Here is a 20,142-nt window from a genome sequence, read left to right as displayed (position 1 = left end):
CCTCGGCATCGTTGCCTCCGTGCTCGTATTGCGAACGTTCAGCTCGCTGACGGAGCCGACCGTAGCCAGCGCGTGACGCCGACCACAACCCCCCGGGTGGCGGATCAGCCGGCGGCGCGCTGCGCCAGCAGGGGCGCCAGCCGCATCGGCACCACCTCGACCAGGGCGATCGACGTGCTCGCCCGCTCGACCCCGGGGGCGGTCAGCACCAGCTCGGTGATCCGGTACAGGTCGGCGGTGTCGACGGCGACCACCCGGGCCAGCAGGTCGGCGTCCCCGGTGGTGGCCAGCACCTCGACCACCTCCGGGATGGCGGCCAGGGCGGCGGCCGCCCCCTCCGAGCCCTGGCTCTGGCTCAGCGACAGCGTCATGAAGGCCAGCAGGGTGCGGCCGAGGCTGTGCGGGTCGACCCGGTGGCTGTGCTGCTGCAGCGCGCCGTCCGACTCCAGCCGGCGCAGCCGGGCGTGCACCGTGTTGCGGGCCAGACCCAGCCGGGTGGCCAGCGCCATCGTCGAGGCCGAGGGGTCCTCGTCGAGGGCGAGCAGGATGCGGGCGTCGGTGGCGTCGAGGGTGTGCACGGTGCGCAGCTCGCTCTCGGTCGGGGGCTCTCCGGTGGGCAGAGTGCGCACCGTGTCGCGCGATGGTTGCGCACATCAGCGGTCGGGCCCACCGTTCACACCATGAGTGCCCCGGACGAGCGCCCCGCCACCGTCACCCTCGCCGCCTACCTGGGCACCCGGCTGCGGCAGCTGGGCGTCGAGCACCTGTTCGGCGTCCCGGGCGACTTCAACCTCGACCTGCTCGACGGCCTCGCGGTCGACGGCCCGGCCTGGGTCGGCTCGCCCAACGAGCTCGGCGCCGGGTACGCCGCCGACGCCTACGCCCGCAGCCGCGGCCTGGGCGTCGTGGTCACCACCTACGGCGTGGGGGAGCTGTCGGTGCTCAACGCCCTCGCCGGCGCCGCCGCCGAGGACGTGCCGTTGGTGCAGGTCGTCGGCGCCCCGCGCCGCGCCGCCGTGGAGACCGGCGCGCTGATCCACCACACGCTGGCCGACGGCGACTTCGGGCACTTCTCCCGCGCCGCCGCCGAGGTGGCCGTGGCCGCGGAGACGGTGATCGCCGAGCGGGCCACCGAGCAGGTCGACGCCGTGCTGCTGGCCGCCGTCACCCACCGCAAGCCCGGCTACCTCGCCGTCCCGCAGGACCTCGCGCTGGCCCCGGTCGACGCCGCCCCGCTGGCCCGGCCGCTGGTCGCGCACTCCGACGCCGACGCGCTGGCCGCCTTCGAGGCCCGGCTGACCGAGCTGCTGGCCACCGCGCAGCGGCCGGTGCTCGTCGTGGGCCACCTGGTGCCGCGGTTCGGTGCCTCGGACGACCTGGCGAAGCTGGCCGAGCGGCACGGCGTCGCGGTGGTCACCCAGCTGTCCGCCCGCGGCGTCCTGGACCCCGGCCACCCCGCCTTCGCCGGGGACCACGCCGGCGCGATGCTGGCCAACGGCACCGCCGAGCTGGTCGAGGCCGCCGACGTCGTCGTGCACGTGGGCACCGCGCTGACCGCCGAGCTGACCGGGTTCGGCTCGCACCGCCGTCCGGACGCCGACACCCCGTTCCTGGCCGCGGCGGAGGCCGGCTTCGGCGCCACCCCGGTCGGTCGGGTGCTCCTCCGCGACGCGCTGGCCGCCCTGGACCGCGCGCTGGACGCCCGCACCGGCCCCCGGTTCGAGCGGTCGGCCGCCGTCCCCGCGTCCGTCGTGGAGCTCGCGGGCCCGCTGACCCAGGCGCAGCTGTGGTCGGTGCTGGCCGGGGTGCTGCCGACCGGCACCGCGCTGCTGGCCGACACCGGCACCGCCTACTACGGGGCCCTCGGCATCCCGCTGCCCGCGGACACCGTCTTCTCCGGCCAGCCGATCTGGAGCTCGATCGGCTACGCGCTGCCCGCCGTCCTGGGGCAGGGGCTGGCGGAGCCCGGCCGCCGGCCGGTCCTGGTGATCGGGGACGGCGCGGCGCAGATGACCGTGCAGGAGCTGTCCACCATCGCCGCCGCCGGCCTCGCCCCGGTCGTGCTGCTGCTGGACAACCGCGGCTACACGATCGAGCGCGCGCTGCAGTCGCCGCGGGCGGTCTACAACGACGTGGCCGCCTGGGACTGGCGCGCCCTCGTCGCCGGCTTCACCGAGGGCCGGGCGGGCTACGCCGACGCGGACACGGGCGAGGAGCTGGTCGACGCGCTGGCCGAGGCGTTCGCCGACACCGGGCGGATGCGGGTGGTGCGGGCCGTGCTGGACGCCGACGACACCCCGCCGCTGATCGACGAGCTCGCCCGGCTGGCCAACGCCGCGAAGCAGCAGCGCGCCGGAAACACCACCGACACGGTCTAGGCCGCACACTCCCCGCACGGGTTCGACGTTGCCCCGCGCAACGACTGGGCGAGGAGAGTGCAGTGGCCGAAGTTCGGGACACCCCATCGACGGGCGGGTTGCGCCGGTCGTTGTCCGTCTGGCAGGCGATCGGGCTGTCGGTGGCGCTGATGGCGCCGTCGATGGCGGCCAACATCAACCCGCAGGGGACGGCGTCCACCGTCGGGCGGGCGGTGCCGCTGGCGTTCCTGCTCGCCGCGGTCGGCGTGCTGCTGGTGGCCTACGGCTTCGTCCGGCTGTGCCAGTACTTCCAGCACGCCGGGTCGGTCTACGCCTTCGTCGGCGCGACCCTCGGCCCGCGGGCCGGGCTGTTCTCCGGGTTCGGCCTGCTGGGCACCTACTGCTTCTACGGCGTGGTCACCTCCTCCGCCACCGGCATCTTCGGGACGGCGTTCCTGCAGCAGGTCGGCATCTGGCCGAACCCGCCGTCGTGGGGGCCGTTCGTGCTGGTCGCCGTGGCGCTGGTCGCGTCCTACCTGCTCACCGTGGTCCCGGCCAAGCGCGGCACCAGCGTGCTGCTGACCGTCGAGGGCGTGACGGTGGCGCTGATCCTGCTGATCGTGGCCGTCGTGCTGGTCCGGCTGGTGGGTGGCTCGACGCCGGACAGCGGCACCTTCGCCGACGGGTCGTTCACCCTCGACGTCTTCTCCGTCGCGCCGGGCACCGACGTGTCCGCGGTGTTCCTCGGCGTGGTCTTCGGCTTCCTGTCCTTCGCCGGCTTCGAGGCCGCCGCGACGCTGGGGGAGGAGGCCCGCAACCCGCGCCGGGACATCCCGCGAGCGATCCTCGGGACGGCGATCTTCGGCGGCGTCTACTTCGTCGTCGTCACCGCGGTGGAGATGATGGCCTTCGGCACCGACGACGCCGGGGTGGCCGCGTTCACCGCCTCGCCCTCGCTGCTCGGCGACATCGGGACGGCGTACATCGGCTCCTGGATCGGCGACATCATCACCCTGGGCGCGGCGATCAGCGCCTTCGGCTGCTGCCTGGCCTGCGTGGTCGGCGCCTCCCGGCTGGTGTTCGCCTTCGCCCGGGACACCGCGCCCGAGGGCCGGTCCGAGAGCGGCCTGGCCGCGGTCAACCGCGAGGGCGTGCCGGCCCGGGCCGCCCTGGCCTCGACCGTGGTCATGGCGCTGATCGTGCTGGTCAGCGCGCTGTTCTTCGGGGCGCAGGCCGAGGACACCTTCTTCTGGTCCGGGACGATCGGCACGCTGATCCTGCTGGTGGCCTACGTGCTCACCACGATCGGGGCGATCCGGCTGGTGTTCGTGCAGAAGAAGCTGCCGGGCGTGCCGATGTGGCAGGTGGTCATCCCGATCGCCGCGCTGGTGGTGCTCGGCTACACGATCGTCCGCAACGTGTTCCCGTACCCGGCCTACGCCGACGGCGCCGCGTTCTGGTTCCCGGTCGTCGCCGGGGTGTGGCTGCTGGCCGGGCTGGTCGCCGTCCTCGCCCTTCCCGCGGTGGCGCGGCGGGCCGGCCAGGCGCTGATGGCCGCCGAGCTGGGCAGCCGGGAGCCGGTCGAGCAGGGGTAGCCGGTCCGGGAGCGGGCATGGTGCTCCCATGACCGACACCGACGTCGTCCCGTTCCGCGTCGAGATCCCGCAGGCCGAGGTGGACGAGCTGCGCGACCGGCTGGCCCGCACCCGCTGGCCGGCCGACCAGGCCCTGGACGGCGAGCGCGGCATCCCGCTGGGGCTCACCCAGCAGCTCGCCGCGCGCATGGCGGGGGAGTGGGACTGGCGGGAGCACGAGGCCGCGCTCAACGCCCACGACCAGGTGGCGACGACGGTCGACGGCACCCGCATCCACGCCGTCCACGCCCGGTCGGCCGCCGCCGACGCCCCGGTGCTGGTGCTGCTGCACGGCTGGCCGGGCAGCGTCGTGGAGTTCCAGCGGGTGATCGCCCCGCTCCAGGAGCTGGCGCACGTCGTCGTCCCGTCGCTGCCCGGGTACGGGTTCTCCGGGCCGACCCCGGACGGCGGCTGGACCTCCCAGCGGATGGCCGCCGCGGTCGCCGAGCTGCTGGCCCGGCTGGGGTACGACCGCTACGTCGTGCACGGCGGCGACTGGGGCTCCCGGGTGGCCCGCGACCTGGCGGTGCTGCAGCCCGAGCGGGTGGCCGGGCTGCACGTGACCATGACGATGGGCCTGGCCGACCCCGACGACGAGCGGGCGGCGGCGCGGGCGACCCGGTACGCCCAGGAGCTGTCGGGCTACATGAAGACCCAGGCGACCAAGCCGCTGTCGCTGGCCCCGGCGCTCACCGACAGCCCGGCCGGCCAGCTGGCCTGGATCGCCGAGCGGTTCCGCGACTGGACCGACCCGGCGTCCGACGTCCTGGGGCCCCAGACGGTGGACCAGGTGCTGGCGAACATCGCCGTCTACTGGTTCACCGGGACGGCGGGGTCGTCGTCCCAGCTGTACTGGGAGCGCCGCGAGCACCCCGACGACACCTGGTCGGCCACCGTGCCCACCGGGGTCAGCGTGTTCCCGCACGACCTGCACCGGCCGGTCCGGCACGTGGTCGAGGCGGCGACGAACCTGGTCTCCTGGTCCGAGCTGCCGCGCGGCGGTCACTTCCCGGCCGTCGAGGTCCCCGACCTCCTCGTCGCCGAGCTCCGCAGCTTCCTGCAGCTGGTGACGGGTACTCAGTCCAGCAGGTAGTGACGCAACGTCGGGCCCAGCCAGGCCTGGGCCTGGTCCCGGGTCATGTCGACCAGGGGCGGTAGCCGCAGCACGTAGCGGGCCAGCGCGAAGCCGAGGACCGTCGCGCCGACCAGCGCGGCCCGCTCCGGCGCCCGGTCGTCGGTGACGGCGGCCAGCGCCGGACCCACCTGCGCCGCGAACACCCCGCGCATCGCCTCGGCGGCCACCTCGCTGGTGGCCGCCGCCCGCAGCAGCGCCAGGAACGTGTCGTCGTCCTCCCACACCGCGAAGAACCGGTCGACCAGCACCTTGGACAGGTCACCGGCCCGCACCCCGGTCAGGTCGGGGATCCGCAGATCCAGGTCGGCGGCCCGGGTGAACAACCCCTGCTTGCTGCCGAAGTACCGGATGACCAGCGCGGCGTCGACGCCGACGTCGCCGGCGACCGCCCGGATCGTCGTCCGCTCGTAGCCGTCGGTGCCGAACCGGCGGCGGGCGGCGGCCAGCAGCTCGGCCCGGGTCGCCGCGGCGTCACGGACCCGACCAGGCATGTCATCGCTCGTGGACACGGTCACCAGGGTAAGTCATCGACCGTTGACAGGATCGGTAGGTTCCAAGTCATCAGTCGATGACCCAGGAGGCAGCCGTGGACGACGTCGTGGTGGTGGGTGCCGGGCCGACCGGCTGCGCGGTGGCCGGGGAGGTCGCCCGCGCCGGCGGCCGGGTGGTCGTGCTCGACAGGCACGCGGCGCCGAGCCCGCTGAGCAGGGCCTTCGGCGTGCACGCCCGCACCCTCGAGCTGCTGGACAGCCGCGGCCTGGCCGACGAGCTGATCGCCACCGGCACGCCGGTCGGCCGGCTGCAGCTGGTCGGCGACGCCGGCATCGACCTGTCCGGGCTGCCGACCCGGTTCCCGTTCGTGCTGATGACCCCGCAGGTGCACGTCGACCGGCTGCTGGAGCGGCACGCCGTCGACGCCGGCGCCCGGGTCGAGCGCGGGGTCACCGTGACCGGCCTCGCGCAGGACGACGACGGCGTGACGGTGCTGGCTGGCGACCGGGAGTGGCGGGCGCGGTACGTGGTCGGCGCGGACGGCGTGCGCAGCACCGTCCGGCAGCTGATCGGCGTTCCCTTCCCCGGGCGCACCGTGCTGAGCTCAGTGGTGCTGGCCGACGTCCGGCTGCCGCTGGACCCCGGTGACCTGCGGGTCGACGTGGACGAGCACGGCTTCGGGTTCCTCGCCCCGTTCGGCGACGGCTGGTTCCGGCTGATCGGCTGGGACCGCCGCCGGCAGGTCGGCACCGAGGAGCCCGTCGGCGACGAGGAGGTCGCCGGGCTGCTGCACCGGGTCTTCGGCCTGCCGATGGGCGAGGTGCGGTGGAGCTCCCGGTTCGCCAGCGACGAGCGGCAGGCACCGGCCTACCGGGTCGGCCGGGTGTTCCTGGCCGGGGACGCCGCGCACGTGCACTCCCCGGCCGGTGGGCAGGGCATGAACACCGGCATCCAGGACGCGTTCGGCCTGGGCTGGCGGCTGACCGGCGGGGACCTCGACGGCTACCAGCGCGAACGGCACCCGGTCGGGACGGCGGTGCTCCGCTCCTCGGGTGCGCTGATCCGCCTGATGACCGTGCCGGGGGTGCGCGGGCGGCTGCTGCGCGCGGCGGTGCTGCGCGGCCTGCTGCGGGTGCCGCCGGTGGTGCGGCGGGGCGCGGGCCAGCTGTCTGGGATCGACATCCGCTACCCGGGCCCCGGCCTGGTCGGCACCCGCGCCGTCGTCCCTGGGCTGGCCCAGGCGCAGCGCACCGCCGGCTTCGTGCTGGTGCTGCCCCGGGGTGCTGCCGACGTCGACGGTGTGCCCGTGGTTCGGCGGTCCGACGACGGACCGGGGCTGCTGGTGCGCCCCGACGGCTACGTCGCGTGGGCCGGGGACCCGGCGACGGGGGAGTGGCGGGCGGTGCTCAGCCGGCTGGCGCCGGCCGCCGGATGAAGGCCGCGGTCACCGATGCAGTCAGCGCCAGCCCGATGGACAGCCACCAGCCGCGGTCGGCGGCGGCCAGGCCGCCGCTCTCGTCGAGCGGGACGACGGCCAGCAGCAGGGCGACGCCGAGGGTGGCGCCGAGCTGGCGGGCGGCGTTGAAGGTCGCCGTCCCGGTGGCCAGCCACTGCGGGGGCAGCGATGCCGACGCCGAGGTGGACAGGTTGGCGATGGTGAACCCGACACCCAGGCCGGTGAGCAGCTGGCCGGGGAGGAAGGCGACCAGGTAGTCCGGGGTGGTGTCGACCAGCACCACCCACCAGAGCACGCCCAGCGCCAGGGACAGCCCGCCGACCGCGGCGACGGCGCCGTGGCCGAACCGGGCGCCGAGCTTGCCGCCGGCCAGCGCGGCGACCGCGGCCACGACCGGGCCGGGGGTCAGCGCGATGCCGGCGAGCACGGTGGACATGCCCCAGCCGGTGGTCAGCCAGTAGACGTTGTGCAGCAGCATCGCGCCGAACGCCCCGAAGAACGCCGCGATCGCCACGCTGCTCAGCGTGTAGGGCCGGCTGCGGAACAGCGGCAGCGACAGCGCGGGCACCAGCTGCGGGCCCACCTTGGCCGAGCGCAGCACCGCCGCGACGGTCAGCAGCACCGCGGCCGCGCCCCAGCCCAGCGTGGTCCCGCTGGCCCAGCCGCTGTCCGGTGCCTGGATGAGCGCGTAGGACAGCGCGGCCACCGCGGCGATGAGCACGACGGTGCCCAGCACGTCGGGACGGCGCCGCTCGGTCGCGTCCTTGGACTCGGTGAGCACCCGGAGGCCGACGACGACGGCGAGCAGCCCGACCGGCACGTTGACCAGGAACACCCAGCGCCAGCTCAGCTCGACCAGCAGGCCGCCCAGCGGCGGGCCCAGCGCCGCGGCCACGGCGCCGATCGCGGCCCAGGTGGCGATCGCGGTGCCCCGTCGGGCGGGCGGGAAGGAGTGCAGCAGCAGCGCCAGCGACGTCCCGGTGACCATCGCGCCGCCGATGCCCTGCAGCACCCGGAACGCGACCAGCGACCACACGTCCCAGGCCACCGCGCAGCCGACCGAGGCCAGCGTGAACACGGCCAGCCCGAGCAGGAACACCCGCCGGCGGCCGAACCGGTCGGCCAGCCGGCCGGCCGGGGCGAGCAGCGCGGCGAAGGTGATCGTGTAGCCGTTGAGCACCCAGGCCAGCGACGACCCGGCGTCCGGGAACGCCACCGCCAGCGTCGGGAAGGCGATGTTGACGATGAACAGGTCCAGGCTGGCCAGGAACGTCGCCGCCGACACCACGGCCAACAGCAGCCGCAGCTGCCGGTCGGTCGGCGGTGCCGCGGGGGCCTGCTGGGTGGTGTCCGTGGTCATCGCGCCGCCTGGTCCGCCGGGAGTCGGTCCGGAAGTCATACCGACGCAGGGACCGTACCCCGGGACGACGCCCCCGCGGCGGTCAGCCCGCCGTGGCGCCCACCAGCCGCTCGGACGCCGTCCACAGGTCGCGGGCCAGCTGGACGTCGGAGGCCTCGCGGGACCGGCCGACCAGCGTCGGGGCGCCGCGGCCCTCCTGGAACCCCGAGGGACCGGCGTAGCTGCCGCCGGGCAGGTCGGCGGTGGCGGCGAAGAGGGTGGGCAGTGCGCCGTCGGCGTCGGACTGCGCGATGAACCGGTTGCCCAGCTTCATCGCCAGGTCCTTGAGCCGGTTCTCGGTGTGCGACTGCAGGTCGGTGGCGGCGTAGCCCGGGTGCGCGGCCATCGAGCGGACCGTCGACCCGGCGGCGGTCAGCCGGCGCTGCAGCTCGAGGGCGAAGAGCAGGTTGGCCAGCTTCGACGCGCCGTAGGCGCCGGTGTCGGAGTACGGCCGGCGCTCCCAGCCCAGGTCGTCGAGCACGATCGTGCCGCTGCGGTGCAGGCCGGAGGAGACGGTGACCACCCGGTCGGCGACGTGCGGAAGCAGGAGGTTGGTCAGCGCGAAGTGGCCCAGGTGGTTGGTGCCGAACTGCAGCTCGAACCCGTCGGCGGTGCGGCCCTGCGGCACCATCATGATCCCGGCGTTGTTCACCAGGACGTCGAGGTCACCGGTCCACCCGGCGGCGAACTCCCGCACCGAGGACAGGTCGGCCAGGTCCAGCCGGCGCACCTCGACGTCCCCGCTGATCGACGCCGCGGCGGTCTCGCCTCGCGCGGTGTCCCGGACGGCGAGCACCACGTGCGCCCCCGCGGCGGCCAGCGCCCGGGCGGAGGCCAGACCCAGACCCGAGTTGGCGCCGGTGACCACGGCGGTGCGCCCGGCCTGGGAGGGGATGTCGGCGGTGCTCCACGGGGTGCTCATGCCGCCACGGTAGGAGGATGCCGCCGTGGACCTCACCGAGCTGGACCTCGTCGACCACCACTGCCACGGGCTGATCACCCGGGACCTCGACCGCCCCGAGTTCGAGTCGCTGCTCACCGAGGCCGCCGCGCCGAGCGCGCTGGGCGGCTCGCTGCTGGACTCCCAGATCGGCTTCGCGCTGCGCCGGTTCTGCCCGCCGGTGCTGGACCTGGAGCCGCACACCGACGCCGACACCTACCTCGCCCGCCGGGCCGAGCTGGGCGCGGCCGAGGTGAACCGCCGGATGCTGGCCGCGACCGGCACGCAGACCTTCCTGGTCGACACCGGCTACCTGCCCGAGCCGATCACCACCCCCGACGAGCTGGCCGCGCTCACCGGCGGCCGGGGCCACGAGATCGTCCGGCTGGAGCTGGTCGCCGCGCAGGTGCTCGAGCACTCGGGTGCCGGCGGGTTCCCCGAGGCGTTCCGGACCGAGCTGGGACGCCGCTGCGCCACCGCCGTCGGGGTGAAGTCGATCGCCGCCTACCGCGCCGGGCTGGCCCTGGGCGGGCAGCGACCCACCGACGCCCAGGTGGTCGCCGCCGCCGACCGGCTGCTGGTCACCGGCAGCACCCGGGTGGCCGACCCGGTGCTGCACGAGTTCCTCGTCTGGTCGGGCATCGACCTGCAGATGCCCGTGCAGTTCCACGTCGGCTACGGCGACGCCGACACCGACCTGCACCGCGGCGACCCGCTGCTGATGACCGACCTGCTGCGGGCCACCGAGCCGCACGGCGTGCCGATCATGCTGCTGCACACCTACCCGTTCCACCGCAACGCCGGCTTCCTGGCCCAGGTGTTCGGGCACGTGTTCGCCGACGTCGGGCTGGCCACCCACAACCTGGGTGCCCGGTCGGCGAACCTGGTGCAGGAGCTGCTGGAGCTGGCCCCGTTCGGCAAGGTGCTGTTCTCCTCCGACGCGTTCGGGCTGGCCGAGCTCTACCTGCTGGGCACGGTGCTCTTCCGCCGCGGCCTGGGGAGCTACCTGGCCGCAGGGGTGGACGACGACGCCTGGACGGCGGCCGACGCGCAGCGGGTCGCCGAGCTCATCGGGTCGGGGAACGCCCGCCGGGCCTACCGCCTGTGACCTGCCGGCAACGGGGCTCGGCGAGACTGGCCAGGTGAGCACAGACCTGGACAGCTGGTACGAGCGCCTGCACGCCGCCGTCCTGGAGGAGCTGCCCGCCGCGGTCGAGCTGCGGCACGCGCTGCACGCCGACCCGCGCCGCTCCGGCGACGAGGCCGACACCACCGCGACAGTGGTCGCGGCGCTCGGGGCCGGGGAGGGCCGCGAGGTGGCCGGCACCGGCCGGCTGGTCCGGATCGGCACCGCCACCGGCCCGACCGTGGCGCTGCGGGCCGAGCTCGACGGGCTGGCCGTGCAGGAGCGGACCGGCGTCGAGTGGGCCTCGGCCAGCGGGGTCATGCACGCCTGCGGGCACGACGCGCACCTGGCCGGGCTGGTCGCGGTCTGCCGCGCGGTGGCCCGGGTGGGCGGACCGGCGCCGCTGCTGGCGCTGCTGCAGCCCCGCGAGGAGTCCGCGCCGTCGGGGGCCCGGGACATCGCGCAGTCCGGGTTGCTGGGCGAGGAGCAGGTGGTCGCCGTGGTGGCCGCGCACGTGCAGCCGCAGCTGGCCGCCGGCGTCGTGAACGCCACCCCGGGCCCGGTCAACGCCGCCACCGACGAGTTCACGATCACCGTCACCGGGCACGGCGGGCACGGCGGCTACCCGCACACCACGCACGACCCGGTCCTCGCGCTGGCCGCGGTGGTGGTCAACCTGCAGCAGCTGGTCAGCCGGCGGGTGGACCCGACCGTGGGCGCCGTCCTCGCGGTCACCCAGCTCGACGCGGGCAGCAGCTTCAACGTCGTCCCCGACACCGCGCGGGCCCGCGGCGGGCTGCGGGTGATGCGGGAGTCCGACCGGACGGCGCTGCTGACCGCGCTGACCGAGGTCGCCGAGCACACCGCCGCGGCCTACGGCTGCACCGCCCAGGTGCACACCGAGAGCAACGAGCCGGTGCTGGCCAACGACCCCGACCTGGCGCGCGCCGCCGTGCCGTGGCTGGCCCGCGGCGGGGTCGAGGTGGACGACACCTGGCGGTCCTTCGGCGCCGACGACTTCAGCCACTACTGCGCCGACGCGCGCGGGCTGATGCTCTTCCTCGGCGTGGACGGCGGGCCCGCGGACGCGGCGGGACGGCGGCCGGGCCTGCACGCCCCGCGCTTCCTGCCCGGGGACGAGACGGTCGGCCAGGTGGCGGCGGCGCTGCTGGCCGGTTACCTGGCGGGGGCGGAGATGCTCGGCGCGCCTGCCGGGTGCACATAGCCTGTCCGGGTGCCGGCCCACTCCCACTCGCACTCGACCGCCGACGAGACCCCGCCGTCCCCGGAGATCGTGACGAGGCGCCGGCGGGCGACCTGGCTGATGCTACTGGTGCTGGTGCCGATCGGGCTGGCAACAGTGATCGGCCTGGTCGCGCTGTGGCCGTCGGGGGAGCCCAGCCGGGCGCAGCAGGCGGCCGAGACCTTCCAGCCGCCGGGCACCTCCTACCCCGACGCCACGGTGCAGTCGCTGGAGACCTACGACTGCTCGGACGGGTCCGCGTCGGGCCAGCAGCTGACCTGCGGCACGGCGGTGGTCGAGGTGACCGACGGGGACGGCGAGGGCGACTTCGTCTCGGTCGACCTGCCCCCGGAGGTGGTCGGCACCGGCGTGCAGGCCGGCGACGGCCTGGTGCTCACCCGCGCCGTGGACGGCGGCAGCGGGGACCCCAGCTACTCCTTCTCCGACTTCCAGCGCACCACGCCGATCGTCGTCCTCGCGCTGGTCTTCGTCGTGGTCGTGGGTCTGGTCGCCCGGCTGCGGGGGCTGGCCGCGCTGGTCGGGCTGGGGTTCGCCTTCTTCGTGCTGCTGCAGTTCATCCTGCCGGGCATCCTCGGCTCGGGGTCCCCGACGCTGGTGACGCTGGTGGGCAGCTCGGCGATCATGTTCGTCGTCCTCTACCTGGCGCACGGGTTCACCACCCGGACGACGACGGCGCTGATCGGCACCCTGTTCGGCCTGGTCCTGGTCGCGGTGATGGGCGCGGTGGCCGTGGCTGCGGCGAAGCTGACCGGGTTCTCCAGCGAGACCACCGTGCAGCTGGGCACCTACGACCCGACGCTGGACTTCTCCGGGCTGGTGCTGGCCGGGCTGACCGTCGCCGCGCTGGGCATCCTCGGCGACGTCACCATCACCCAGGCGTCGGCGATCTGGCAGCTGCACGAGGTCGACCCGACGATGACCGCCCGTCAGCTCATCACCCGCGGCATGCAGGTCGGCCGGGACCACATCGCCTCGACGGTCTACACGATCGTCTTCGCCTACGCCGGTGCCGCCCTGCCGCTGCTGCTGCTCATCGAGATCTACGACCGCCCGATCGGCGTGGTGCTGACCGGCACCGAGATCGGCGAGGAGGTCATCCGCACGCTGGTCGGTGCCATCGCCCTGGTGCTCGCCGTCCCGGTGACGACCGCGGTGGGTGCGTTCTTCGCCACGGCCGCGGGCGACGGGCCGGCGCCCAAGCTGCTCTCCCGGCTCGCCCGGTGAGCCGCACCGAGGAGCTGCTGGCCGCGGCCGCGGCGGCGCCGGGCTTCATGCCGGCCGACGAGGGGCTCGCGCTGTACGCGGCGGCCCGCGCGGTGCCGGTCCCCGGTCCGCTGCTGGAGATCGGCAGCTGGATGGGCAAGTCCGCCCTCTACCTGGCCGCCGCGGCCCACGAGACCGGTCGGCAGGTGGTCACCGTCGACCACCACCGTGGCTCCGAGGAGCACCAGCCCGGCTGGGAGTACCACCAGCCCGAGCTGGTGGACGCCGCGACCGGGCAGCTGGACACGCTGCCCTCGTTCCGGGCGACCGTGCACCCGGCCGAGGACCTGGTGGTCGCCGTCGTCGCCCGGTCGGAGACCCTGGCGCCGCTGTGGTCGACCCCGCTGGCCCTGCTGTTCCTGGACGGCAGCCACACCGAGGAGTCCGCCCGCCGGGACCAGGACGCCTGGGTGGCGAAGCTGGCCGTCGGCGGCACGCTGGCGGTGCACGACGTCTTCCCCGACCCGGCCGACGGCGGGCAGGCGCCCTTCGGCGTCTACACCCGGGTGCTGGCGTCGGGGGACTTCACCGAGCTGCCCGGGACCGGCTCGCTCCGGGTCCTGCGCCGCGACCGATGACCGTCGTCGTCGAGCTGCTGGGGCCGGTCGTCGTCCGGGTGGACGGCGTGTCGGCCGACCTCGGCGTCCGGGCCCGGGCGCTGCTTGCCCGGCTCGCCCTGGACCCGGGCCGGGTGGTGTCGGTCGACGCGCTGGTGGACGCGCTCTGGGACGGCGCCCCGCCCGCCGCGCCGGCCAACGCGCTGCAGGCCGTGGTCTCCCGGGTGCGCCGGGCCGTGCCGGGGCTGCCGCTGGTGGCCCGGGCGCCGGGGTACCTGCTCGACCTGCCCCGGGACGCCGTCGACGCCTGCCGCCTCGAGGACCTGGCGACCACGGACCCGGCCGCGGCCGAGGCGCTGTGGCGCGGCGAGCCGCTGGCCGACCTGCGCGACCTGGCCTTCACCGCCGCACCGGCCGCCCGCTGGGCCGAGCTGCGGCTGGTCGCGGCCGAGCGCCGGCTGGCCGGGGCCGGCGCCGCGCAGCTGCCCGAGCTGGACCGGCTGTTCGCCGAGCACCCCCTGCGCGAGGGCCTGGTCGCGCTGCGGGTGCTGGCGCTGCACCGGGCCGGGCGGACGACCGACGCCCTGGCCGCCCACGAGCAGACCCGCCGCCGGCTGGCCGAGGAGCTCGGCCTGGACCCCGGCCCGGCGCTGCGGGCCGCGCAGCTGGCGGTGCTGCGCGAGGAGGAGCCGGAGCGCCCGGTCCTGCGGACGGCGCTGACCAGCTTCCGCGGCCGGGTCGCCGAGCTCGACCTGGTGGCCGACCGGTTGGCCGGCGGGCGGCTGGTCACCCTGCTGGGCCCCGGCGGCGCCGGCAAGACCCGGCTGGCGCTGGAGGTGGCCCACCAGCGGGAGGCGAGCACCTCCGACGGTGTCTGGTGGGTGGAGCTCGCGCCGGTCGGGGAGCCGCGCCAGCTGCCGGCCGCCGTCCTGACCGCCGTCGGGCAGCGGACCGCGACGACGCTGGAGCGGGTGCCCACCGTGGTCGAGGCCGGCGCGCGGCTGCGCGAGGTGTTCGCCTCCCGGCGCGGCCTGCTGGTGCTGGACAACTGCGAGCACCTGGTGGACGCGGTCGCCCGGCTGACCGACGACCTGCTGACCGCCTGCCCGGGCCTGGTCGTGCTGACCACCAGCCGGGAGGCCCTGGGCATCCCGGGCGAGGCGCTCGTGCCGGTCGGCCCTCTGCCGGTGCCCGAGGCCGACGACCCGGGTGCGGCCGACGCCGACGTGGTGCGGCTGTTCGCCGACCGGGCGCGGTCGGCCGACCCGTCCTTCGCGGTCACCCCGGCGACGCTGCCGCTGCTGCTGGAGGTGTGCCGGCGGCTGGACGGCATGCCGCTGGCCCTGGAGCTGGCCGCCGCCCGGCTGCGCACGCTCGGTCTGGCGCAGATCGCGGCCCGGCTCGACGACCGGTTCGCGCTGCTGACCGGGGGCAGCCGGGTGGCGCTGCCCCGGCAGCAGACCCTGCGCGCGGTGGTCGAGTGGAGCTGGGAGTCCCTCGGGTCCACCGAGCAGGAGGTCGGCCGGCGGCTGTCGGTGCCCGCCGACGGCGCCACGCTCGAGGCCGCCGAGGCGCTCTGCGGGCCCGGCGTGCTGGACGCCGTCGCCGGGCTGGTGGAGAAGTCGCTGCTCAGCGCGGTGCCCGAGGGGGACGGCGTCCGGTACCGGATGCTGGAGACGGTGCGGGCCTACGGCGCCGAGCAGCTGGACGCCGCGGGGGAGCGGGCCGCGACCGAGGCCGCGCACACCGCCTGGTGCCGGTCGCTGCTCGACCGGGTGGACCCCCTGCTGCGGGGACCGCACCAGCTGGACGCGCTCCGGGAGCTGCGGGCCGAGCACGACAACCTGGTGGCGGCGCTGCAGCGCGAGGTGACTGCGGGCCGCGGGGAGGCCGCGGTGCACCTGGCCGGCCGGATGGCCTGGTTCTGGCTGCTGTCGGGCCAGCAGACGGCGGCCGCGCGCCAGCTCGCCGAGGTCGCCCGGCTGCCGGCGACACCCAGCCCGATGCGCACGGTGTGCCTGACCTTCGCCGCGCTGGCCGCGGCCGACGAGCAGGGCTGGGGCGGTGTGCGGGACGTGCTGGCCGAGGTCGTGGCGCTGCCCGCCGAGCTCGGCGCGGCCGCCGACGAGCCGGTGGCGGTGGTCAGCTGGGCGCTGGCCGTGGTGTTCCTCGGCGAGCCGGACCGGCTGGCCGTGTCCGCGACGCACCCCGACCCGTGGGTCCGCGCAGTGGTGCACGCCGCGACCGGCCTGGCCGCGGAGAACGACGGGCGGTTCGACAGCCTCGCCGAGGACCTCGCGGCGGCCCGCGCGGCGTTCCTGGAGCTGGGGGACCGGTGGGGCATCTCGATCACCTCTGCCGGCCTGGGCCAGCTCGCGGCGCAGGACGGCGACCTGCCGCGGGCGGCGGAACTGGTGGCGCAGGCGCTGCGCTGCTCCGACGAGCTGGGCACCTCCGACGACTCGCCGATGCTCCGCGTGCGGGTGGCCCTGCTGCGCGCCGCGGCCGGCGACGTGGCCGACGCCGCGGCGCAGCTGGACGAGGTGCTGGTCCACCTCACCCGCCTCGGCGGGCCGGTGCTGGCCTTCGCGGAGTCCGCGCGGGCGCAGGTGGCCCTGCTCGCCGGCGACCGCGACCTGGCCGAGCTCACCAGCAGCGCCGCGGTCGGCCGGCTGGGCCGGGGCGGCAGCGGGCCGGACCAGATGAGCGCGTTGGTGCGCACGGTGCGCGCCCAGGTGCTGGCCGGCCGGGGTGCCGTGGACGCGGCGGTGCTCGCGGAGGCCGAGGACCTGCTGGACCAGGCGCAGCGGGAGACGATGCACGAGCGCGGCGACATGCCGGTGCTCGCGGTGGTGCTCGTCGGGCGGGCGGTGCTGGCCGAGGCGGCCGGCGACCCGGGCGGGTCGGCCCGGATGCTCGGCCTGGCCGAGGCGGTCCGCGGCCGGCCCGACCGCGGGGACCCGCTGGCGACCGGGCTGCGGGCCAGGTTGGTGGCTGCGCTGGGACCGGCCGCCGTCGACGCGGCGGTCGCCGCCGGGGTCGCGGTGGGCCGGGTGGCGGCGCTGGCCGAGGTGGGGGCCGAGGTGGTCAGCCCGTCCGGCTCCTGACCTCCAGGGCGCTCGGGGCGGCGTCGAGCTCGGGCAGCGCCGCGGTGCGCACCGCGGAGTCCAGCCGCCCGAGGTCGCGCTCGGACAGCAGGGCGGCGCGCTGCGCGGTGAGGACGGCGACCGGGTCGGCGGTCCCGGCGGTCGCGGCGGCCTCGACCAACCGCTGCCGGACCACCTCCCGCTGTGCGTCCTGCGCCGGGCCGGCGGGGGTGGCCGGCAGCAGGCGGCGGACCAGCCAGGGCAGCGTCGTGCCCTGCAGCAGCAGCGAGCCCACCGCCACCGCGACGGCCACGAGCAGGAGCAGCGGCCGGGCCGGGGTCTGCGCGGGTAGGGTCTGCGCGGCGGCCAGGGTGATCGCCCCGCGCATGCCGGCCCAGACGACCACCGTGCCCTGCCGGGCGTCCAGCGGGTGCGCGAGCAGGTGGTCCAGGTCGGCCAGGGCGCGGGCGACGCGGGTGCGGAACTGCTCGAGCTGCCGCTCCGTCGGCGTGCGCCTGCTCCTGCGGTGCCCGACGTCCTCACCGGCGTGCAGCCGGGCGAAGGTGTCCCGGCGCTCGGTCGTCCGCCCGGCGCCGCGGCGCTGGCCGAGCAGGAGCAATGAGACGTAGGCCGCCCGGACGGCGACGGTGAGCACCAGCGCCCCGGCCGCGATCGCCAGGGCGGTGCCGACCCCGGCGTGCTCGTCCTGCACGTCGCGGACGATGCCGACCAGCTGCAGCCCCATGAGCAGGAAGACCGCGCCCTCCAGCAGCATCTCCACGGTCGACCAGTTCTGCGCGTCGGACAGCCGGGCGCCGGGGGAGAGCACCTTGGGCGCGCGCCACCCGGTGGTGAGCCCGGCGAGGACGGCGGCCACCAGCCCGGAGGCCCCGGCCAGCTCGGCGGGGATCGCGGCGACGAACGGGACGGCGAACGACAGCGCGGTGGTGGCCGGGACCTCGCGCAGCCGCGACCGCACCCAGAGCCCGGCCCGGCCGACCAGCACGCCGATCAGCGCCGCGCCGGCGACGGCCCAGACGAACCGGCCGGCCACGCCCCACAGCGAGACCCCGGTGGCCGCGGCGGCGATCGCGGCGCGCAGCACGACCAGGGCGGTGGCGTCGTTGAGCAGTCCCTCGCCGTCCAGGATCGTCACCGCCCGGGCCGGGACGCCGAGCCGGCGGGCGATCGAGGTGGCCACGGCGTCGGTCGGGCTGACCACGGCACCCAGCGCGACGCCCCAGGCCAGCCCGAGCCCGGGGAAGACGAGGGCGAAGAAGCCGCCGAGGGCGACCGAGCTGAGCACCACCAGCACGACCGACAGACCACTGACCGCGCCGAGCTCGCGGCGCAGGTCCATGGCCGGGACGGAGACCGCGGCGGAGTAGAGCAGCGGCGGGAGCAGGCCGGCCAGCACCCACTCGGGCTCGACCTCGAACGACGGGAACCCCGGGACCAGGCTGGCCACCACCCCGGCCCCCACCAGCAGCAGCGGGGCGGCGACCCCGAGGCGCTCGCCGAGGGCCGAGGCGGCCACGACGACGAGCACCGCGAGGACGGCGAGGGCGAGGGTGGTGGTCAGCGGGTCCACGGGCTCACACGCGCCGGCGGTAGGCGCGCATGGCCAGCGGCACGAACACCACCAGCAGCAGGGCCGACCAGCCCGCCGTCCAGGCCAGGGGCTCGGCGACCGGGCCGCCCAGCAGCAGGCCGCGGACGGTGTCGATGACGTGGGTGACCGGGTTGTTGCGGGTGAAGGCGGCCAGCCAGCCGGGCAGCGTGTCCGCCGACACCAGGGCGGTGCTGCCGAAGGTGAGCGGGAAGGTGGCCAGGAACCCGACGCCCTGGACGGCGCCGGCCGACCGGACGGTGAGCCCGATCCAGACGAACACCCAGGACAGGCACATGGCGAACCCGATGGCGACCAGGACGGCGAGGGCGGCGGCCGGCAGGCCCTGGGTGGTGCGGAAGCCGAGCAGGGCGGTGAAGGCCAGCAGGACGCCGATCGCGGTGAGGAAGCGGACGACGTCGGCCAGGACCGCGCCGACCAGGGGTGCCGAGCGGGCGATCGGCAGGCTGCGGAACCGGTCGAACACGCCCTTGGCGATGTCGTTGTTCAGCGCGACGCCGATGCCGCCGGTGGCGAACATCAGGGTCTGCACGAGGATCCCGGGGACCAGGTAGGTCAGGTAGTCGTGCCAGTCGCCGGCGATCGCGCCGCCGAAGACGAACACGAAGAGCACCGTGAAGATGATCGGCTGCAGGCTGACGTCCATCAGCGCCTCGGGCTGGTGGCGGATCTTGACCACGTTGCGCCAGGCGAGGGTGAGCGACTGCTGCAGGGCGGGCAGCTTCGGGGTGGTGCTGATCTCGGGGACGCTCATGGTCGGGGTGGCGGTGGCGGCGGTCATGCGACGGCCTCCTTCTCGTTCTCGGACTGCGTGGCGTGGCCGGTGAGGGCGAGGAAGACCTCGTCCAGGCTGGGGAGGCGGACGGCGAGCTCGGAGAGCGCGATGCCCTGGGTGCTGAGGAGGTCCAGGACGGTGCCCAGGACGGTCTCGCTGCGGACGGCGACCGAGGCGGTGCCGTGGCCGTCGAGGGTGGGGACGGCGCCGGTGACCTGCTCGATGACCTGCAGGACGGTGGCGGTGTCGGCGCGGTCGCGGGGGCGGACGGTGAGGGTCTGGGCGCCGGTGCGGTGCTTGAGCTCGTCGCTGGTGCCGTGGGCGACGACCCGGCCGGTGTCGAAGACGACGATGTCGTCGGCGAGCTCGTCGGCCTCCTCGAGGTACTGGGTCGTGAGCAGTACCGACGTGCCGTCGGCGACGAGGCGGCGGACGACCTCCCAGACCTCGGTGCGGCTGCGCGGGTCCAGGCCGGTGGTGGGTTCGTCGAGGAAGAGGACCTGGGGGCGGCCGACGAGGCTGGCGGCGAGGTCGAGGCGGCGCCGCATGCCGCCGGAGTAGGTCTTGGCGGAGCGCTCGGCGGCGTCGGTGAGGCTGAAGCCGGCGAGCAGCTCGGCGGCGCGGGCGCGGGCGGCCGGCCGCGGCAGGCCGAGGAGGCGGCCGATCATGGTGAGGTTCTGGGAGCCGGTGAGGTCCTCGTCGACGGAGGCGTACTGGCCGGTGAGGCCGATCCGGCGGCGGACCTGCTGCGGGTCGGCGAGGACGTCGAAGCCAGCGACGCGGGCAGTGCCGGCGTCGGGTCGGAGCAGCGTGGACAGGACGCGGACGGCGGTGGTCTTGCCGGCGCCGTTGGGACCGAGGACGCCGAGGACGGTGCCGGCGGGGACGGTGAGGTCGACGCCGTCCAGGGCACGGGTGGACCCGTAGCTCAGGCTGAGGCCGTTCGCCTCGATCACGGGGGAGTCGGATGTCATGGGAGCCACCGTGCGCGCCGGCGCTGACGTCGCGGTGACGAGCCGCTGACACGC

Annotated in this window: 16 protein-coding genes; 9 read left to right on the top strand and 7 right to left on the bottom strand. The window is 75.8% G+C overall.

Going from position 1 to position 20,142, the window contains the following annotated elements; genetic code table 11:
* Positions 1-104: 104 nt before the first annotated feature.
* Positions 105-629 carry an Lrp/AsnC family transcriptional regulator gene (locus UXQ13_RS17650; protein ID WP_336392631.1) on the bottom strand — a complete coding sequence of 175 codons (525 nt, stop codon included), beginning with the start codon at positions 627-629 and terminating at the stop codon, positions 105-107.
* A 51-nt stretch (positions 630-680) separates the two neighbouring features.
* Between UXQ13_RS17650 and UXQ13_RS17645 the strand changes: the two genes are divergently transcribed.
* The 3 genes from UXQ13_RS17645 to UXQ13_RS17635 all read left to right on the top strand — a co-directional run bounded on the left by UXQ13_RS17645 (position 681) and on the right by UXQ13_RS17635 (position 5,084).
* Positions 681-2,378 carry an alpha-keto acid decarboxylase family protein gene (locus UXQ13_RS17645; protein ID WP_336392630.1) on the top strand — a complete coding sequence of 566 codons (1,698 nt, stop codon included), beginning with the start codon at positions 681-683 and terminating at the stop codon, positions 2,376-2,378.
* Positions 2,379-2,488: 110 nt separating this feature from the next.
* Positions 2,489-3,952: an APC family permease gene (locus UXQ13_RS17640; protein WP_336392629.1), complete on the top strand. Its 1,464-nt coding sequence runs from the start codon at positions 2,489-2,491 to the stop codon at positions 3,950-3,952.
* A gap of 28 nt (positions 3,953-3,980) precedes the next feature.
* Complete coding sequence (locus tag UXQ13_RS17635) at positions 3,981-5,084, top strand: epoxide hydrolase family protein (RefSeq protein WP_336392628.1); 1,104 nt, start codon at positions 3,981-3,983, stop codon at positions 5,082-5,084.
* Here UXQ13_RS17635 and UXQ13_RS17630 read toward each other — a convergent pair.
* A complete protein-coding gene (locus tag UXQ13_RS17630; protein WP_336392627.1) occupies positions 5,069-5,635 on the bottom strand; it encodes a TetR/AcrR family transcriptional regulator in 567 nt (188 codons plus the stop codon). The genes UXQ13_RS17635 and UXQ13_RS17630 overlap by 16 nt on opposite strands.
* Positions 5,636-5,694: 59 nt before the next feature.
* Between UXQ13_RS17630 and UXQ13_RS17625 the strand changes: the two genes are divergently transcribed.
* A complete protein-coding gene (locus UXQ13_RS17625; RefSeq protein WP_336392626.1) occupies positions 5,695-7,053 on the top strand; it encodes an FAD-dependent monooxygenase in 1,359 nt (452 codons plus the stop codon).
* Here UXQ13_RS17625 and UXQ13_RS17620 read toward each other — a convergent pair.
* On the bottom strand, positions 7,025-8,434 hold the full coding sequence (locus UXQ13_RS17620; protein ID WP_336392625.1) for an MFS transporter: 1,410 nt from the start codon (positions 8,432-8,434) through the stop codon (positions 7,025-7,027). The two genes, UXQ13_RS17625 and UXQ13_RS17620, sit on opposite strands and share 29 nt — an antisense overlap.
* Before the next feature lie 82 nt (positions 8,435-8,516).
* Complete coding sequence (locus UXQ13_RS17615) at positions 8,517-9,395, bottom strand: oxidoreductase (RefSeq protein WP_336392624.1); 879 nt, start codon at positions 9,393-9,395, stop codon at positions 8,517-8,519.
* Positions 9,396-9,420: 25 nt separating this feature from the next.
* On the opposite strand from UXQ13_RS17615, the gene UXQ13_RS17610 reads away from it, so the two are divergent.
* Genes UXQ13_RS17610 through UXQ13_RS17590 form a run of 5 tightly spaced genes read left to right on the top strand, consistent with a single transcriptional unit; the run spans position 9,421 to position 16,730 of the window.
* Entirely contained in the window at positions 9,421-10,521 is a 1,101-nt protein-coding gene (locus UXQ13_RS17610) for an amidohydrolase family protein (RefSeq protein ID WP_336392623.1), read from the top strand.
* 34 nt (positions 10,522-10,555) lie between these two features.
* The gene (locus tag UXQ13_RS17605; RefSeq protein ID WP_336392622.1) at positions 10,556-11,764 is read left to right on the top strand and encodes a M20 metallopeptidase family protein; all 1,209 of its coding nucleotides are present in this window, start codon (positions 10,556-10,558) and stop codon (positions 11,762-11,764) included.
* Between the two features lie 9 nt (positions 11,765-11,773).
* Positions 11,774-13,027, top strand: a complete 1,254-nt coding sequence (locus tag UXQ13_RS17600) for a YibE/F family protein (RefSeq protein WP_336392621.1) — start codon at positions 11,774-11,776, stop codon at positions 13,025-13,027.
* Positions 13,024-13,644, top strand: a complete 621-nt coding sequence (locus tag UXQ13_RS17595; RefSeq protein ID WP_225235315.1) for a class I SAM-dependent methyltransferase — start codon at positions 13,024-13,026, stop codon at positions 13,642-13,644. Before UXQ13_RS17600 ends, UXQ13_RS17595 begins: the two co-directional genes overlap by 4 nt.
* Entirely contained in the window at positions 13,641-16,730 is a 3,090-nt protein-coding gene (locus UXQ13_RS17590; protein WP_336392620.1) for an ATP-binding protein, read from the top strand. The genes UXQ13_RS17595 and UXQ13_RS17590 overlap by 4 nt, the downstream gene beginning before the upstream one ends.
* On the opposite strand, the gene UXQ13_RS17585 is transcribed toward UXQ13_RS17590, so the two are convergent.
* From UXQ13_RS17585 to UXQ13_RS17575, 3 genes are read right to left on the bottom strand one after another with little or no spacing between them, the layout of a single operon-like run.
* Positions 16,711-18,300, bottom strand: a complete 1,590-nt coding sequence (locus UXQ13_RS17585) for a cation:proton antiporter (protein WP_336392619.1) — start codon at positions 18,298-18,300, stop codon at positions 16,711-16,713. The two genes, UXQ13_RS17590 and UXQ13_RS17585, sit on opposite strands and share 20 nt — an antisense overlap.
* A gap of 4 nt (positions 18,301-18,304) precedes the next feature.
* The gene (locus UXQ13_RS17580; protein WP_225235318.1) at positions 18,305-19,120 is read right to left on the bottom strand and encodes an ABC transporter permease; all 816 of its coding nucleotides are present in this window, start codon (positions 19,118-19,120) and stop codon (positions 18,305-18,307) included.
* Positions 19,117-20,088, bottom strand: coding sequence for an ATP-binding cassette domain-containing protein (locus tag UXQ13_RS17575; protein ID WP_336392618.1), 972 nt, complete (start codon positions 20,086-20,088; stop codon positions 19,117-19,119). Before UXQ13_RS17575 ends, UXQ13_RS17580 begins: the two co-directional genes overlap by 4 nt.
* Positions 20,089-20,142: the final 54 nt, after the last annotated feature.

Origin of the sequence: Klenkia terrae (genome assembly GCF_037083865.1) — a bacterium.
Lineage (GTDB): Bacteria > Actinomycetota > Actinomycetes > Mycobacteriales > Geodermatophilaceae > Klenkia > Klenkia terrae.
Note: the sequence above shows the minus strand (reverse complement) of the source record. Positions and strands in the feature narration are given on the sequence as shown.